This is a genomic window from Erysipelotrichaceae bacterium 66202529 (assembly GCA_017161075.1).
Lineage (GTDB): Bacteria > Bacillota_I > Bacilli_A > Erysipelotrichales > Erysipelotrichaceae > Clostridium_AQ.
In genome coordinates, this window is sequence record CP046174.1 from 559,487 (window position 1) to 574,675 (window position 15,189).

Below are 15,189 nucleotides of genomic sequence, written 5' to 3' on the forward strand. Positions count from 1 at the left end.
CGAATGAAAAATGTAGTCGTAATCGGTGGAGGGACTGGTTTATCTGTTATGCTACGTGGTATGAAGCAGATTGAAAATATCAATTTGACCGCCATTGTAACGGTAGCGGATGACGGGGGAAGTACCGGACGGATCCGACGTCAGTTTCATATTCCAGCTATGGGCGATGTGCGTAATGTCATGTGTGCCATGGCGGAGGAGGAGAGTATCTTTACATCACTTATGAACTATCGTTTTGATGGAGAATGCGGGGATGTGGGCGGACACAATCTGGGGAATCTGATTCTTACTGCGATGACCAAGACAACCGGAAGCTTTATGGAGGCAATCCGCACATTTTCCAAATTCCTGAATGTTAAGGGACAGATCATACCAAGCTCCCTGCAGGTTATTACCCTGTATGCCGTAATGGAGGATGGAACGATCGTCCGCGGAGAAAGCAACATACCAAACTTCAACAACCGGATTGAAAAGGTATTTTATCAGCGTAAGGTGGAGCCAACAAGAGAAGCATTACAGGCTATTCATGAGGCAGATGTCATCGTCTATGGGATCGGTAGTCTGTATACAAGCATCATGCCGAATCTGATCGTAGACGGTGTTGTAGAGCAGCTGCGCAGCAATACAGTGAAAAAAATCTATTTCTGCAATGCGATGACCCAGCCGGGAGAAACGGATGACTTTACACTGGAGGATCATGTTGCGGCGATTCAGAAGCATTCCTTCCCGGAAGCAGTGGATATCGTTATTACCCACAATAACCGTGCATCGGATCATATCCTAAAGAAATATAAAGAAATGGGAAGCGAGCCGGTACGGGTGGCGCAAAAGGAGCACTCCTATCAAATCCTGTATCGGGATGTATTAAACTTCGATGACGACCTGATTCGTCATGATTCAAATAAAATCCGGGATGTTCTCGGTGAGATTATAAACAGTAAGGATGAAGAGGAATGTCTTTTACAACAGAAGTAAAATCACAGATTGCAGCAAATGAACTGCATCCCTGCTGCATGAAGGCGGAGCTGACAGCAGTCCTGCAGATGTGCTCTACGATGAATTTCACATCAGAGGGAATGCATCTGACAATTAAAACGGAAAATGCCAATACCGCAAAGCGTGTCTTTCGTTTTCTGAAGGAGCTGTATCATGTGGAAACCCAGCTTTCTGTCATTAAGAAAATGAAGCTGAAGAAAAACAATATCTATGTGATCCGCGTAAAGAATAAAGCGATGGAAATCCTGCGTGATCTGGAAATCATGACGGAAAAGGGATTGCAGAATCATCCCTCCAGTAAAATGGTACGCAAGGAATGCTGTGCAAGAGCTTATCTTGCCGGTGCATTTCTGGCGGGAGGCTCTGTGAATTCTCCCAGTAAATCCAATTATCACCTGGAAATCAGTACACAGAATGCTGATCTGGCAAAATTTATATGGAAGCTGATGCAGCGCTTTGATTTACCTGCAAAGCAGATCAAGCGTAGGAATCAGGAGGTCGTGTATCTGAAAGCGAGTGATAAAATCAGTGATTTTTTGCGCTGTGTAGGAGCAAGCGATGCTGTATTCACCTTTGAAGACAGCCGCATTCAGCGTGATTTTATGAATTCCCTGACACGTCTGGATAACTGTGAACTGGCAAATGAAATGAAAAGCATAACAGCAGGAAAGAAGCAGCTGGAGGATATACAGTGGATTGAAACCTACCGTACACTGGACAGCCTACCGGAGAAGCTGCAGCATGTGGCCCTTGCTAGAAAGGAGCTTCCCGAGGCAAGCTTGAATGAGCTGTGTGAATATTGCGCTGATGAATTTCAGGAGACGATATCAAAATCCGGTATGAAGCATCGTCTCGCAAAGCTGCGGGAGCTGGCAGATCAATATCGAAAGGAATAAAATTGAATAAAAAGTGCAGACTATAAAGGGTGATCTTATGAAATTAAGACTGTTTATCATGTTTGCACTTTTTCCTTTTCTGCATGCGACAAGCTATACGGCAAAGCTTGTTAGCTGCAATCAGGATCAAATCATACTGAAAAGTCAGGACAGTGACGTAAAGGTTGCACTGTTCAATACAAAAATAACAAAAGAGGAAGGGTGGAAGGAAGCCTGCGAGCTGCTGGAGGATGCTAAAACCATTCGCTTTGAAATCGATCCGTCAAGTAAAATCGAAGAACCCGTACCGGTCTATCTGTTTGCGGATGATAAGCTGGTACAGGAGGAGCTGATGAAGCAGGGGTATGCATACCCAATGATCCGCAATCCGGAATATACATATGAAAAGCGACTGGAAGCGGCCTATGATGCGACCCAGACGATGGCAAAGCCGGCAGAGATAAACACAAAAAGCCGTCCGGCACTGGTTGGCCCGCTGTATCTTGCAGGCGCACTGCTGCTGTGGTGTGTGATGGCGTTGTATATCCTATACCGGCGCAGAAAAAAACAGAAGCCGGTACAAAGGAAACAGACAGAAACACCAGACTAATCAAGTTTTTACGCTTTTACATTCACAGATGTGCGGTTTTATATTATAATGAGAGAAGAAAGCGAGGAAATCGTACATGGATGTTATCATTTATTTACTCTTTATCTGCCTGGTTATTTTTTTGGTGATAACACTGCTGCCGGTGATACTGCCGATTGTAGCTTTCATCGTCATAGCTTTTTCCATTCTTATCTGGTATGCCAAACGCAAGGTGCGTAAGCATATGGAGGAATATGAAAATGACTGGAATCAGCAGCAGGAGGATTATACAACAGGAAACAGCTCGGATCTGGGTTCTGATGATATTATAGATGTGGAATTTACAGAACGGGAAGAAGACGAGTAAGCTATGCTGAGAAATGCAGGAAAACAGGACAAGGCAGAGATATATGAATTATGGAAGCAATCCTATCCGAATCAGAATCGAAATTATCTGAATTTTTATTTTAAAAATTTATTTGACAAGGGACGCTGTACTGCGCTGGAACAGGATCAGCGCATCATTTCCAGTCTGCAGATCAATGAGCATATCCTGCGCTTGCGGGAGAAGCAACTGAAAATCAGCTATTTACTCGGAGTATCCACACTGCCGGATTACCGCAGAAGGGGACATATGCGCAGGCTGATGGAATCCGCGATTGATGAAGCAGGGCATAATCATCTGGTAACACTGATTCGCGGCTTTTATCCGAAGCTCTATGAGCAGTTTGGTTTTGAAACCATCTATGAACGAAAGCTGTATACAGTTCCCAGAGAATGTCTGCATAAGGTTTCTTTAAAAAATATATCCTACTCCGCAGAGCCGCAGGAGCTCTTACAGGCCTACCAGAGCTTTACCAAGCATTTTGACGGGAACTATGTTCGCGACCGTGAATATTATGTGCTATTGCAAAATGAGCTTGTGATTACGCAGAAACAGATGGTCGTTTACAGGAACAGGCAAGGGGAAGTATGCGGCTATGTTATCTTTCAAAAAAAGAAGCAGGAGATTCATGTGGAAGAAGCGGTATATCTGGAATCTGTGGTTTTAATGCGTCTGTTGAAGGCCGCAATCGGCAAGGAGCAGGAGATACTTGTAGAGGTTTCACAGAGTGAAAAGCTGGAAAAGATATTTCCACTGCTAATACCAAAGAAACAGCCGTTTATCATGGCAAGGATCAATAATCTGGAGCTGTTTAACAAGCTTTATAATTTGGAAGTGAAGTCAGCAGCTGAGGCGTTTGCTTCGGCAAGTCGTCCGTTGTGGATTCATGAATATTATTGAAGGATGTGCCTGGTGCATATCTTTTTATTATTTTGTAAGGCTTTAACATATTAGTCATGAGATAAGCTGAAACAGTGTATTTGTTAATACGTTTCTTACTGCGTAAAGCATCATGATTACCCCGTTATTGTAAAAGCTCCTGGTATGGGCAGCTATATTAGGATAAAGGAAGATATCCAATAAAAAGTAGATATCCAACAGTATTATATGAGTTCGATAAAAAGGCAGAGTACTTGTTTTATATATGAAAAAAGACACAAGTCCACGTATAGGTGAACCTGTGCCTGATTATTATGAATAAAATACATGAAAGCAAATAGGAGTTTCAACAGCTTTCCGTATCCGGATTACTTCTTGTCTGCAAGAGAAGGATTTGCTTTTTTATAAAATAAAGCACGTACCTGAAACAGGGAAATACAAATCGCAAGGATTCCCAGTGCGATACACATGGCTTTCATCAGGTCATCGTAGCCTCCCTCAGAAAACGGCAGAAGAATAATCAGAATGCCGAACAGCAGGTAGGCTGCAATCTTCATATAGATTTTCTTCGTTTCCTCACTTGCGGCAGTCAGCAGTCTTGGCGGTCGTTCCTTCGGTTTAAAATTTGGAATCTGCGTCTGCTTCTTCAGGAATAAACGAAACTTCACTTCCATCAGTACATAGGCTGCCACTCCAATAACGATAGAGAGCAGAGCCCCCAAATCAAGGGAATATGCCAGAATTCCGCCAATCAGACCTACGATGAAGCGAGAACTGTAGGTTTTGTATTTTGGAATATCATTCAGGATGTAGCCTACATGATTGAAAACATTATAATACACATAGCGGTTGTGATCATCCTTATAGATATGCATGCCGGCGAGCTCTTCGCCATTCATGCCCTTTTTCTTCTTATTTACAGCTTTATTAGCCATGTTATCACCTCTTGTGTACATTATATATGGAAACGCTTTTTTCGTCTAGCAAAACAAGAATATAAATTAGCAATAATTTTGCACAAATTAACAACATTTTACGGCTCTCGTTGTTTTTTTATAAACGCTGAGCTATAATGAAATCGTAATGAAAAGGATTTCAAATCCAGAAAAGGAGTGAATGAACATGATCTTTGGAAAAGACACAAAAGAATGGGAAAGTTTAAAAGGAATTTACACGGCAACAGAAATCAACCAGCAGCCGGACACCTGGAAAAAAACCATTAAACAGGTGGAGGAACACAAAGAAGAAATCAAGGCATTTATTGAAAATGTCACAAAACACGATGATTACGATATTATCCTGACAGGCGCAGGTACCAGTGAATTTGTTGGAAATGCTATTTTCACATATGTAAGCAAGAGAACAAATTACAAAACAAAATCATATGCTACTACAGATATCGTATCAGCTCCGGAAAACTATCTGTCTCAGACAAAGCCAACACTGCTGATCTCTTACGGACGCAGCGGTAACTCACCGGAATCTGTAGGTGCTGTCGATGTGGCAGACGAGGTATGCGGTAAGAACCTGTACCACCTGTTCATTACCTGTAATCATGAGGGTGCTCTTTCAAAAGCTGCAGAAAAAAGAGAAAATGCTTATGCTATCAATCTGACTCCTGAAACACACGATCAAAGCTTTGCTATGACTTCCAGCTTCTCCAACATGATGCTGGCTACGCTGCTGTGCTTCAGTCTGGACAATCTGGATGAAGTAAAGGCTGAGCTTGCGGATATCATTCAGGGTGCTGAAAAGATGCTCGCTAATAATTGGGAATTCTTTAAAAATGCAGTCGCAGATTACGACTTCAACCGTATTGTTTATCTTGGTGCTAACTGTCTTAAGGGAATCGCGCAGGAGTCTCAGCTGAAAATTCTGGAGCTGACTGCCGGAAGAGTTGCTACAATGTATGACTCACCAATGGGATTCCGTCATGGGCCAAAATCTATTATCAATGATGATACGCTGACCATTATTTATCTGAGTGATGATCCGTATACCCGCCAGTATGAGGTTGATCTGATTAAGGAAATGAGTCCGCAGCGTAAGGGAAACAAGCTGATGGCTGTTATGAATAAGAGAGACGATGAGGTTGCTGGACTGGTAGATTACGCATTCTCATTTGATCTGGAGAATGAACATGAAAATGCATTCCTTGGATTTGATTACATCGTTGCCGCTCAGGTACTTGCATTATTCAAATCTTTATCATATGATATAACTCCGGATAACCCATGTCCTACGGGAGAGGTTAACCGTGTTGTAAAAGGTGTAACTCTGCACCCTTACACAAAGAGATAGAAACGGAGGATAATAATATGATCGGACTAATTGTAACCGGACACGGTAATTTTGCTACCGGATTAACCAGCTCACTGAAGCTGATTGCCGGAGAACCTAAAAACTATGTGGCTGTAGATTTCCTGGAAAGCTATTCTGTGGATGATCTGGAACGTGAATTGACAAAAGCACTGGATGAGCTGAAGGACTGCGAAGGCGTTCTTGTTCTTTCTGACCTTGGTGGAGGCTCTCCATTCAAAACAGCAGTTATGGTTGGATATCCAAGAGGCAACGTGGAAGTTGTTGCCGGAACAAACCTGCCAATGCTGATTGAGGTCAACATGGGACGTCAGTTTGTTGAAGAGCTGGGTATGCTTACCGAAATGGCAATGAACACTGGAAAAGATCAGGTTGTTCGTTATGAATTTAAGCCTGTTCAGCAGGAAGAACCAACGGACGGAATCTAAAAGGCTGCTAATTCATGATTGATTGGCATACCATACTCTGGTGCTGTATCACGCTTGGCTTTCTTCTCGTATGCTTTCTTATCATCTATTATATCGTGAGTGCACGAATGATGAAAAAGAAGAGAGAAGAATTAAAGGAACAGCTTGTTCATATGAAGCCTGGCAAGGATATTCTGTTCGCAGGAGGTATCAGAGGAAAGATTATCCGCGCTAAGGATGAGTATCTGGATGTTGAAGTGGCAAAGGGAATTGAAATTACAATTTCCAGACTTGCTGTCAACCAGGTGCTGGAGAAAAAAGCAAAAAAATAATAGAAACAGATACGCAGATTGAAGCTTCCTATTTGATCATGTGTATTAAAAAAATAAGAGATTTCAAAATCTATTGACTATGTATCAATGGATTCGGAAGTCTCTTTTTTTGTCTCATTCGAAAGTAAGGAAGAGGCTGATGGAAATGTATATTTTTTTATCTATAGAGAAAAGGCTTTAGCAGATGCTCTCATAAAATCCGGTATCGCATACCAGCGTATTTCACTTATCAGGACTGGTGCTTTGATAATGGCTTTGTTTACGTATATTTAATTATAAATGGTTTTTGCATAATCTGTCGGTGTGATACCAAACTGCTGCTTGAACTTCCTTGAAAAGTAATGAATGGAGGTAAATCCCATCATACTCGCAATTTCACTTATTGTATAAACACTTTCCTTAATGAGCAGCTTGCTTTTATTCAGCTTCAGATCGCTGATATACTGCTTCGGTGCAACTCCGAGGTTATTTTTGAATAGTGTTTGCAGACTGGAGCGTGAAATGGAGAATTTCAGACAGATTTCCTCAATGGTAATCTGTTCATAAATACTGTCGTTAATAAAAATGACAATTTCATTTAACAGCTCATTTTCAAAGCGCTGCTGCATCGGTGTGGAGGCAACCGGTGAGCTGGAGAGAAAATCATATTGCAGGATTTTAATAAGGAGCTCTTTTAAATAACAGAGCATGAGTTCACTGTCATACAGCATATCGTTGCTGGATACCTTGATAAAGTTATTTAATGCATTATGGATATCGCGGTGTGCATTATAGACACGGTTTGTTACCAGATAGGAATCCGGAATCTCCATATCAAACATAATGGTGAGATATGAACAGGATTTCGCATGACCAGTTTTCTGTGTATGGTACTGACCAGGGGCATACAGAATCAGATCCAGCTCATCAAGCTGATAGGTTTCTCCATCGACGGTGGTTTCCAATTCACCGTTATCAATAAAGGTTAATTCCCAGTAATTGTGTTTTTCCCCTGGAAAGGTATAGCTTGCATTGCGAACCTGGTAGTAATACGCAAGAATTTCCTTTACTTCAAAGGTCGGGATAATTGGCTCATATACTATAGGATTGTGGTCATAGGTGGACATCTGCAATTTCTTTGCCTTGAAATCCATTTCCACCTCCAGCTTTGCACTCGAGGAAATGCAAAGAAAATTGAATTTCACACCCTTTCGGATTTTGATATGGCGATGTACTACAAAGCGTTCATAATTTCTGGCGGTATCATCCTTGGTAACAACCAGCATAACGATCCCGCTTTGCACGCGTACATAGATGTCACTGTTGTAGTACATGAAATTATCAAAGCTCTTATCCTTCAATTTCACAATCGTCCGTGTCAGCTTCGGTGTCTGACGCTTTGTCAGCTCATTAACGATTTCTCCATATTTATTGAAAATAAAGCTTGTTGTTTTATTAAACATGACCGTCATCCTCTCATTACTATTAGTATAGCAAATTCGGATTTGATAGAAAAGTAAAAAGGAATAAAAACGAATTGTATGAAATCACTGAAAACAGCCCGTTTTTATGTAAGTGTTTTCATAAAATGGAAATGGTAATAAAAAAAGACGAAAATCAATTTTTTATCACATAATTAACAAAATTTAACGTGATATGTAAAATTTTGATGCAGGTATGTATATTTCTGATAGTTTGCATTATTTACCTGTGAAATCTCTTAAAAATTACTAAAAAGTGCAAAATCACTGATAAAAAGTGTAAAGAAATCTGCTATTTTTTGACATAGAATCTAAGTGAACTGAAAGGGTTTACTTATCGAACCCACCTCATCAAGGTTCGGTAATTTAGTTCATGTCTAATGGTAGAAGGGAGAGAGCAAAATGCCAGATATCGTATTAACAAGAATTGACAACCGTTTAATTCACGGACAAGTTGCAACACAGTGGTGTGGAGTTGTAGGAGCAAACCTGCTGTTAGTAGCTAATGATGCAGTGTCCACAGATGACTTCCGTCAGGGACTGATGAACATGGCAGCACCGGCTTACGCACAGACACGTTTCTTCTCAATTCAGAAGACAATTGACATTATTGGAAAAGCTAGTCCAGCACAGCACATTGCAATTATCTGTGAAACTCCACAGGATGTACTAAGATTAGTAGAAGGTGGAGTACCTATTAAGAAGGTCAACATCGGAAACATGCACATGGCAGATGGAAAACGTCAGGTTGCTACATCTGTTGCTGTAAATGATGACGACGTTGCAACTTTCAAAAAGCTGCAGGACTTGGGCGTAGAGCTGGAAATTAAACGTGTTCCAGATACACCTGCAGAAAATATTGATAAATTATTCAAATAACAATTTATCAAAAAATTTAGATTTTCGTATCTTAAATCATTGATTTGAAAGGAGAAACAACATGGATGTAAATATCATTCAAGCTTTACTGGTATTCGTAGTGGCGTTCATTATGGGTATTGACCAGTTCAGTTTCTTAGAGTCCCTGTATCAGCCAATTGTGCTGGGACCAATTATTGGTGCTATCTTAGGCAACTTTGAATTAGGTATCGTTGTCGGTGGTGCATATCAGTTAGTACAGATTGGTAGTATGCCAATCGGTGGAGCACAGCCGCCTAACGCAATCATGGGTACTATCATGACTGCTGTATTCGCTGTTTCCATGAATCTTGAACCAACTGCTGAGGGTGTAGGTCTGGCTGTAGGTCTGGCTATTCCATTCGCAGTATTCGGACAGTATGCAGTTACTTTAACATTTACAATTATGTCCGGTTTAATGGCGAAGGCTGATAAAGCTGCTGAAGAAGCAGACGGAAAAGCAATCGCAATGATCAACTTCACTGAAATGGCAATTCTGGGTATCCTGTTTGGTATCCTGGCTGTAGCTGGTGTTTACGGAGGATCCAAGCTTGGTGTAACTCTGAAAGACCTGTCCTTCCAGTTCTCTTGGGTAATGGCTGGATTAGACGCTGCCGGTGGTGCTATGAAGTTTGTTGGTTTCGCTATCCTGATGAAGGTTATGATGTCCGGCGAAATGTGGGGCTTCCTGTTCGCAGGTTTCGTTATGGCAAATATCTGTATGGGTATTGAATCCGTAAGCAGCGCTACTCTGTTGCTGTGTGCTTTCGTAGGTCTGGCTATTGCATTATATGACTACCAGATCAACACAAAAATCAAAAATAATGCAGGTTCAAATGTAGGAGGTGTTTCTGATGGCATATAATATTCCTGAAAGATATAGTGACTTAACTCCGGCAGCTAAGCTGGATAAGAAAACACTGAACAAGATGGTATGGATGTCATGCTTCCTGCAGGCTTCTTTCAACTATGAAAGAATGCAGGCCTGTGGATGGCTGTGGGGTATTCTCCCAGGTCTTCAGAAAATCCATACAAACAAGGATGATCTGAAGGCTTCCATGGCGCACAACCTGGACTTCCTGAACACTCACCCGTTCCTGGTTACCTTTGTAATGGGTATCGTATTGTCTCTGGAACAGAACAAAGCTGATACAGCTACCATCCGTTCCGTACGTATCTCCGCTGCCGGACCTTTAGGTGGTATCGGTGATGCATTGTTCTGGCTGACCTTAGTTCCAATTACTGCAGGTATCACTGCAAATATGGCACTGAATGACAAGAGCATTATTGGTGCTATTCTGTTCCTGATCATCTTCAATGCTGTACAGTTTGCGGTTCGTTATTTCCTGATGCACTGGTCTTACAACCTTGGTACTAAGGCTGTAACCATGCTGACAAGCAACGCAAAAGAGTTTACACGTGCTGCTAGTATTCTTGGTATCTTTACAGTAGGTGCTTTGATTGCTAACTACGGTTCTACTTCTCTGCGTATTGCTATTGCAGATCCTGCAATCAATGTACAAAATCTGTTAAACGGTATCCTGCCGAAGCTGCTGCCTCTTGTTATCACAATCGGTCTGTACTTCCTGATCAAAAAGGGTTGGACACCAATCAAATGTATCCTTCTGATTCTGGTAGCAGGAATCGTAGGTTGCGCATTCGGTATCTTTGCTGGTGACTCTAAGGCAATTGATGAAAATGGTAACTCAATCAATGGTGGATACAATCCGCTTGTTTCCTGGTATGACTATCCAGAACCTGCTCCTGCAGAAAAATCTGGACAGCAGGCATATGATGCTATCCAGGGCGTTGTAGATCAGCTGAATAAAGCTGGTGTCAACGTAACAATGCCTGAATAAGTATTACGATAATCTAAAACTCTCTCATCCTACTTAAGATACATGAATGTGTATCGAAAGAAAAAGATCATAGCACTTCGGTCTATGGTCTTTTTCTAAATTAAATAAAAGAGGTGAATTTATGGACGGTATGGCAATCGTTATTGCAGTTGGCTTCATCGTATGCTTTCTTGCTTATCAAATTATGAAAAATCATGTTTTATCCAACATTAGTAAAGCAATGCAGAATCAAAATTATGATTTGGTGTTGAATATGTCAGAAAAGCCTTTATATAAAAGGTTTATGGGTATATATACTTGTGACTTATATGTATTGCGCGCTTTGCTGAACAAAGGGGATGATGCAGGATTTAAACAGTATCTTATGGATACGTTAGATAAACCCTATCCTTTGGAAAAACGTAAAGAGATTCTCGATATATATTTCTATCATTTTATTTTCCGTGAGGATAAGGAATGGTCTTTTAAACTGTTAGAGAAAATAAGAGAAACAAACGACCGGCAGTATATAACGTATAATGAGGAAGCCTACGAAGTAATGATTGAGAAAAAAACGGATTTACTGGAATCCATGATTGAAGGCATTGAGAATAAGAAATATGGAGGTCTTGGTCTTGGAATTGCTGTATTTATGGTAGGTATGCAGTATAAGCTGTTAAATGATAAAGAAAATGCGAGAACCTATTTTTATAACAGTCTCAGCTGCTTTCATAAAAAATCCTTTTATTACGCAGAGGCTAAAGCCTATGTTGATCAGTTAACAGAAGAAATGAATGTCGAAGCACTGGATTATTGAAATAAACAAAGAAAAGGCTTGAGAAAAAGATTGGTTCTTATTCACAATGGAGAACTGATTATGCTGGTAAGAATGAAAAATAGAGCTTCTACAGTTTAGATTCTTTATTTTTATAGGAAACATACATCTTCTATTCTTATTTGTTTTATTTCTTGAAGTGAATCAGTTACGAAGGCACATTTCAGTACAGTACTTTTTTAATGGAATGATATACTATGAAAAGAAGCAGGCAAACTGCTTTTTTTACGTTTAGTGATAGCCGACGATGCAGTAAACAGTCTTTCCACATACTCCTGCAGTAACAGAAGGACTCTATTTTTCCCTATACCTGTATCCACATTAGAAATCTAGCAAAAAAAACGCAAAAGCAGCCTGCAGAACAGTTGTTTTGCGTAATTCTTGTTATTCATGAAAACGTAAAAGAAATATATTTGGAAAAGCATACACTTGTCACAGCACTGTGATTCGCATGCTTTCCATATGTTTAATAATCCAAATCCGTCTCATTCATATCCTCTGTTAATTTGTCAACCCATGCCTTTGCATGTGCCGCATAAATGGACTTTGCATGAAAACAGCTTAAACTGTTATAAAAGAAAATCCTTGCATTTTTCATGTCCTTCAGATAGTAATATTGCATCGCTGCCAAATATAATGTTATTCCCAATGCAAGTCCGTGGTATTTTTTATTATCAATATCCTGGATCATATCCTCCAGTAAATCGGTATGCTTTAAAATTATTACATCATAGGCATTGGCATTATATTCTATGTAGGAAGCATCATTTGTCTCTCTGATCCTATCCAGTAAGGCTTGTGCGTAATCTGCATCCTCTTTGAACAAAAACTGATAATAATATATATCCAGGATTTCCTTACGCTTGTCCAGTGTATACGGCTTGTCCAAAACCTCATTCAGATACTCTTTTAATTCCTGTAATTGACCGGTCTTAAATAAAACACGCAGCATATACAAATCGCAAACATAGGGACTCAGGATACGCTGGTTGAAGGATTTCTCTGCAATCTGACGAATCACAGCTGTATTATCAGATGCAAGTGCTTTATTCAAGCGGTTTAACAGACTGTTTTTCATAATCTGATACAGGAGAACAAGGATGGCACCAATGATAAGGATCGTAATTAAAGCAGTGTTCATAAATTACCTCATTTCTTTTTGTAAAATGATACAAAATCAGAATTGATATGCACTCTTGTTATCTATATAAAAGGTATTGTCTGTAGTACAGGATGCGGTATTTAAGAAAAAAGGTTTCCGAAGAAACCTTTTCCACGCATGAACTGTACGTTAAAGGAGAGAGAGCCCTTTACTATATTGATAACAGCAGTTTAGCTATTATTTCTGTTCGTAACCAGAACCACCGTAGCCTAAGCCACCGATAGCATCTGCAGTTGCATCAATTTTGATACCCAAATCCTGCAGCTGTTTAACAATTTCCTGAGTTGCATGCTTCTGTTCGATAGCGGATGGTTCTTTTTCGCCGCCATCATAGGTATACCATTCAACCAATGGATTGTATCCACCTGCGATTGTGTTTCCATCATTGTCCATAGCTTTGGAATCACCAGCCCAGATACCGAATGCACATCCAACGATACCGGTAACCAGAATCAGAAGGATACATTTAACAGGTGTCCAGCCTTTTTTGATCAGTGTATAAATACCTAATGTAATCAGTAATGGAATCAGTTTAGGCAGAATACCGTCAATCAGACTCTGAATGTTGATTGTAGGAGAACCAACAGTAATACGCAGAGAAGTAGCACCGTAGTTAGCAATCAGACCACCAACGACGAAGATACCAAGGATAGAAGCAGCACGTGTAAATTCCTTCGCATTGCTTGTCAGCATGGTTACAGCCTTAGTACCAAGGTTGTAAGACCAGTGCATTAACCACCAGCGAACGATGAACTGTACAGCGTTGAAGATAACCAGGAACAATACAGCACCCAGAATGTTGCCTTCCATTGCGATATTTGCAGTCAGACCTGCAGTAATCGGAACTAAGGTCAGCCAGAACAATGCATCACCGATACCACCTAAAGGCCCGGCAGCGGAGATACGTACAGAACGAATTGTCTGTGTTTCTGTTTTGTTCTGTTCCAGAGATAATACGATACCCATTACGAAGGTAACCAGGAACGGGTGAGTGTTCAGGAAGTCCAGGTTGTGCGCCATAGAAGCCTTCAGGTCATCCTTGTTTGTATGGATTTTCTGAAGACCTGGGAGAATACCCCACAGCCATCCACAGGCCTGCATTCTTTCATAGTTGAAAGAAGCCTGCAGGAAGCATGACATCCATACCATTTTGTTTAATGTCTTTTTATCCAGCTGAGGAGCCGGAGTTAAGTCACTATATCTTTCAGGAATATTATATGCCATCAGAAACACCTCCTACATTTGAACCTGCATTATTTTTAATTTTCATGTTAACCTGGTAATCGTACAGTGCGATTGCGATACCAACGAATGCACACAGAAGCAGAGTTGCTCCGGAGATTGCGCTGATATTGCTGCAGATAACTGACATAGCGAAGCCTGCAAGCAGGAAGCCCCACATTTCGCCGGACATCATAACCTTCATCAGGATAGCGAAACCAACGAACTTCATAGCGCCACCGGCAGCATCCAAACCAGCCATTACCCAAGAATATTCAAATGACAGGTCTTTCAATGTGATACCTAACTGAGATCCACCGTATAAACCAGCTACAGCCAGTGCACCGAACAGACATCCCAGGATACCCATTTCGATAAAGTTGATATTACGAATACCTTTTACGTCTGCATTTTCAGCACAAGCATCAGCCTTTGCCATCATACCGGACATAATTGTAAATGTTAAAGTAACTGCATACTGTCCGAATACTGCGAATGGAATTGCAAGACCCATTGCTGCTCCGACACCGTCTGCTGTTGCTTCCATGTTCATAGAAACTGCGAATACAGTTGCCATGATACCACCCAGAATAGCGTTAGGCGGCTGTGCTCCACCGATTGGCATACTACCAATCTGAATCAACTGATAAGCACCACCAACGACAACACCCAGCTGGAAGTTTCCAAGGATTGCGCCGATAATCGGACACAATACGATTGGCTGATACAAAGATTCCAAGAAGCTGAACTGATCAATACCCATAATGAATGCCACTACGAATACCAGTAAAGCCTGAATAATATTTACATCCATGTTGTTTCTCCTTTCAAATTATTAAAGATTACATTAACAAATTATTATTTGAATAATTCATACAATACATCATATAGGTAAGAATAACCGCTATAAGAAAGGAGAAATCGAATTCCGATGAAAAGCCACCTATGTTAGCTACGTGTTCGCAACCGATGATTTCATTATTGCAATTCCGCA

General features: G+C 40.7%; 17 protein-coding genes. 12 read left to right on the forward strand and 5 right to left on the reverse strand.

Annotated elements, in window-relative coordinates; genetic code table 11:
* The first annotated feature begins 3 nt into the window (after positions 1-3).
* From yvcK to GKZ87_02545, 5 genes are all read left to right on the forward strand, one after another.
* Positions 4-975 carry a uridine diphosphate-N-acetylglucosamine-binding protein YvcK gene (gene yvcK / locus GKZ87_02525; GenBank protein QSI24456.1) on the forward strand — a complete coding sequence of 324 codons (972 nt, stop codon included), beginning with the start codon at positions 4-6 and terminating at the stop codon, positions 973-975.
* The gene (gene whiA / locus GKZ87_02530; GenBank protein ID QSI24457.1) at positions 954-1,892 is read left to right on the forward strand and encodes a DNA-binding protein WhiA; all 939 of its coding nucleotides are present in this window, start codon (positions 954-956) and stop codon (positions 1,890-1,892) included. The genes yvcK and whiA overlap by 22 nt, the downstream gene beginning before the upstream one ends.
* A 37-nt stretch (positions 1,893-1,929) precedes the next feature.
* The gene (locus GKZ87_02535) at positions 1,930-2,481 is read left to right on the forward strand and encodes a nuclease (GenBank protein QSI24458.1); all 552 of its coding nucleotides are present in this window, start codon (positions 1,930-1,932) and stop codon (positions 2,479-2,481) included.
* A gap of 76 nt (positions 2,482-2,557) precedes the next feature.
* Positions 2,558-2,827 (forward strand): hypothetical protein, encoded by a 270-nt coding sequence (locus GKZ87_02540; protein ID QSI24459.1) that lies wholly within the window; start codon positions 2,558-2,560, stop codon positions 2,825-2,827.
* A gap of 3 nt (positions 2,828-2,830) precedes the next feature.
* Complete coding sequence (locus GKZ87_02545) at positions 2,831-3,745, forward strand: GNAT family N-acetyltransferase (protein ID QSI24460.1); 915 nt, start codon at positions 2,831-2,833, stop codon at positions 3,743-3,745.
* A gap of 347 nt (positions 3,746-4,092) precedes the next feature.
* On the opposite strand, the gene GKZ87_02550 is transcribed toward GKZ87_02545, so the two are convergent.
* Complete coding sequence (locus tag GKZ87_02550) at positions 4,093-4,659, reverse strand: hypothetical protein (GenBank protein ID QSI24461.1); 567 nt, start codon at positions 4,657-4,659, stop codon at positions 4,093-4,095.
* A 187-nt stretch (positions 4,660-4,846) separates the two neighbouring features.
* Between GKZ87_02550 and GKZ87_02555 the strand changes: the two genes are divergently transcribed.
* From GKZ87_02555 to yajC, 3 genes are read left to right on the forward strand one after another with little or no spacing between them, the layout of a single operon-like run.
* Complete coding sequence (locus GKZ87_02555; GenBank protein ID QSI24462.1) at positions 4,847-6,025, forward strand: SIS domain-containing protein; 1,179 nt, start codon at positions 4,847-4,849, stop codon at positions 6,023-6,025.
* Between the two features lie 17 nt (positions 6,026-6,042).
* Positions 6,043-6,471, forward strand: a complete 429-nt coding sequence (locus tag GKZ87_02560) for a PTS fructose transporter subunit IIA (GenBank protein ID QSI24463.1) — start codon at positions 6,043-6,045, stop codon at positions 6,469-6,471.
* Between the two features lie 14 nt (positions 6,472-6,485).
* Positions 6,486-6,782: a preprotein translocase subunit YajC gene (gene yajC, locus GKZ87_02565; GenBank protein QSI24464.1), complete on the forward strand. Its 297-nt coding sequence runs from the start codon at positions 6,486-6,488 to the stop codon at positions 6,780-6,782.
* 269 nt (positions 6,783-7,051) lie between these two features.
* Here the strand turns inward: yajC and GKZ87_02570 are convergent, their stop codons facing one another.
* Complete coding sequence (locus GKZ87_02570; protein ID QSI24465.1) at positions 7,052-8,224, reverse strand: AraC family transcriptional regulator; 1,173 nt, start codon at positions 8,222-8,224, stop codon at positions 7,052-7,054.
* A 420-nt stretch (positions 8,225-8,644) separates the two neighbouring features.
* On the opposite strand from GKZ87_02570, the gene GKZ87_02575 reads away from it, so the two are divergent.
* From GKZ87_02575 to GKZ87_02590, 4 genes are all read left to right on the forward strand, one after another.
* Positions 8,645-9,121 (forward strand): PTS N-acetylgalactosamine transporter subunit IIB, encoded by a 477-nt coding sequence (locus GKZ87_02575; protein QSI24466.1) that lies wholly within the window; start codon positions 8,645-8,647, stop codon positions 9,119-9,121.
* A gap of 61 nt (positions 9,122-9,182) precedes the next feature.
* Positions 9,183-10,004 (forward strand): PTS sugar transporter subunit IIC, encoded by an 822-nt coding sequence (locus GKZ87_02580; protein ID QSI24467.1) that lies wholly within the window; start codon positions 9,183-9,185, stop codon positions 10,002-10,004.
* On the forward strand, positions 9,994-10,998 hold the full coding sequence (locus GKZ87_02585) for a PTS system mannose/fructose/sorbose family transporter subunit IID (protein QSI24468.1): 1,005 nt from the start codon (positions 9,994-9,996) through the stop codon (positions 10,996-10,998). The genes GKZ87_02580 and GKZ87_02585 overlap by 11 nt, the downstream gene beginning before the upstream one ends.
* Before the next feature lie 121 nt (positions 10,999-11,119).
* Positions 11,120-11,794 (forward strand): hypothetical protein, encoded by a 675-nt coding sequence (locus tag GKZ87_02590; protein QSI24469.1) that lies wholly within the window; start codon positions 11,120-11,122, stop codon positions 11,792-11,794.
* A 484-nt stretch (positions 11,795-12,278) separates the two neighbouring features.
* On the opposite strand, the gene GKZ87_02595 is transcribed toward GKZ87_02590, so the two are convergent.
* The 3 genes from GKZ87_02595 to GKZ87_02605 all read right to left on the reverse strand — a co-directional run bounded on the left by GKZ87_02595 (position 12,279) and on the right by GKZ87_02605 (position 15,009).
* Complete coding sequence (locus tag GKZ87_02595) at positions 12,279-12,953, reverse strand: hypothetical protein (protein ID QSI24470.1); 675 nt, start codon at positions 12,951-12,953, stop codon at positions 12,279-12,281.
* Positions 12,954-13,151: 198 nt separating this feature from the next.
* Entirely contained in the window at positions 13,152-14,198 is a 1,047-nt protein-coding gene (locus GKZ87_02600) for a PTS system mannose/fructose/sorbose family transporter subunit IID (protein QSI24471.1), read from the reverse strand.
* Positions 14,188-15,009, reverse strand: a complete 822-nt coding sequence (locus GKZ87_02605) for a PTS sugar transporter subunit IIC (protein ID QSI24472.1) — start codon at positions 15,007-15,009, stop codon at positions 14,188-14,190. Before GKZ87_02605 ends, GKZ87_02600 begins: the two co-directional genes overlap by 11 nt.
* Positions 15,010-15,189 lie beyond the last annotated feature (180 nt).

What these genes read in the sequence shown, in the direction of transcription:
- GKZ87_02600 (QSI24471.1), bottom strand. Translation starts at nt 14,198, where the DNA reads ATGGCATATAATATTCCTGAAAGATATAGTGACTTAACTCCGGCTCCT.
- GKZ87_02545 (QSI24460.1), top strand. Translation starts at nt 2,831, where the DNA reads ATGCTGAGAAATGCAGGAAAACAGGACAAGGCAGAGATATATGAATTA.
- GKZ87_02570 (QSI24465.1), bottom strand. Translation starts at nt 8,224, where the DNA reads ATGTTTAATAAAACAACAAGCTTTATTTTCAATAAATATGGAGAAATC.
- yajC (QSI24464.1), top strand. Translation starts at nt 6,486, where the DNA reads ATGATTGATTGGCATACCATACTCTGGTGCTGTATCACGCTTGGCTTT.
- GKZ87_02535 (QSI24458.1), top strand. Translation starts at nt 1,930, where the DNA reads ATGAAATTAAGACTGTTTATCATGTTTGCACTTTTTCCTTTTCTGCAT.
- GKZ87_02540 (QSI24459.1), top strand. Translation starts at nt 2,558, where the DNA reads ATGGATGTTATCATTTATTTACTCTTTATCTGCCTGGTTATTTTTTTG.
- GKZ87_02590 (QSI24469.1), top strand. Translation starts at nt 11,120, where the DNA reads ATGGACGGTATGGCAATCGTTATTGCAGTTGGCTTCATCGTATGCTTT.
- GKZ87_02555 (QSI24462.1), top strand. Translation starts at nt 4,847, where the DNA reads ATGATCTTTGGAAAAGACACAAAAGAATGGGAAAGTTTAAAAGGAATT.
- GKZ87_02560 (QSI24463.1), top strand. Translation starts at nt 6,043, where the DNA reads ATGATCGGACTAATTGTAACCGGACACGGTAATTTTGCTACCGGATTA.
- GKZ87_02605 (QSI24472.1), bottom strand. Translation starts at nt 15,009, where the DNA reads ATGGATGTAAATATTATTCAGGCTTTACTGGTATTCGTAGTGGCATTC.
- GKZ87_02575 (QSI24466.1), top strand. Translation starts at nt 8,645, where the DNA reads ATGCCAGATATCGTATTAACAAGAATTGACAACCGTTTAATTCACGGA.
- GKZ87_02595 (QSI24470.1), bottom strand. Translation starts at nt 12,953, where the DNA reads ATGAACACTGCTTTAATTACGATCCTTATCATTGGTGCCATCCTTGTT.
- GKZ87_02580 (QSI24467.1), top strand. Translation starts at nt 9,183, where the DNA reads ATGGATGTAAATATCATTCAAGCTTTACTGGTATTCGTAGTGGCGTTC.
- yvcK (QSI24456.1), top strand. Translation starts at nt 4, where the DNA reads ATGAAAAATGTAGTCGTAATCGGTGGAGGGACTGGTTTATCTGTTATG.
- GKZ87_02550 (QSI24461.1), bottom strand. Translation starts at nt 4,659, where the DNA reads ATGGCTAATAAAGCTGTAAATAAGAAGAAAAAGGGCATGAATGGCGAA.
- GKZ87_02585 (QSI24468.1), top strand. Translation starts at nt 9,994, where the DNA reads ATGGCATATAATATTCCTGAAAGATATAGTGACTTAACTCCGGCAGCT.
- whiA (QSI24457.1), top strand. Translation starts at nt 954, where the DNA reads ATGTCTTTTACAACAGAAGTAAAATCACAGATTGCAGCAAATGAACTG.